1 pseudogene is annotated in these 269 nt (G+C 70.3%); it reads left to right on the top strand.

The features are described from left to right. Positions 1-269: pseudogene (locus C1J00_RS44380) on the top strand (phosphoketolase); the annotation flags it as partial.

Raw genomic sequence — 269 nt, 5'->3', positions numbered from 1 at the left:
CTCCTGACCAGCCTGGGCTGGCACAACACCCTCACCCACCAAAACCCCAGCCTCACCTCGGCACTTCTGGCCGGCGGCGATACCACGCTCCACATCCTCACCCCCGCCGACCCCGCGCGCACCGCCGCCGCACTCACCTTCGCCCTGCGCAAGCTCGACCGGTGCACGGTCGTCGTCGCCGGCAAGCACACGACCGTCCACCATCCGCTGGAGACCCTCGACGAGGAACTGCGGCACGGCATCGCGATCTGGCCCCACCTGACCCACCC

Origin of the sequence: Streptomyces cahuitamycinicus (assembly GCF_002891435.1) — a bacterium.
GTDB lineage: Bacteria > Actinomycetota > Actinomycetes > Streptomycetales > Streptomycetaceae > Streptomyces > Streptomyces cahuitamycinicus.
The sequence above is the reverse complement of the archived record's forward strand: the minus strand, read 5'-3'. Positions and strand labels throughout refer to the sequence as shown.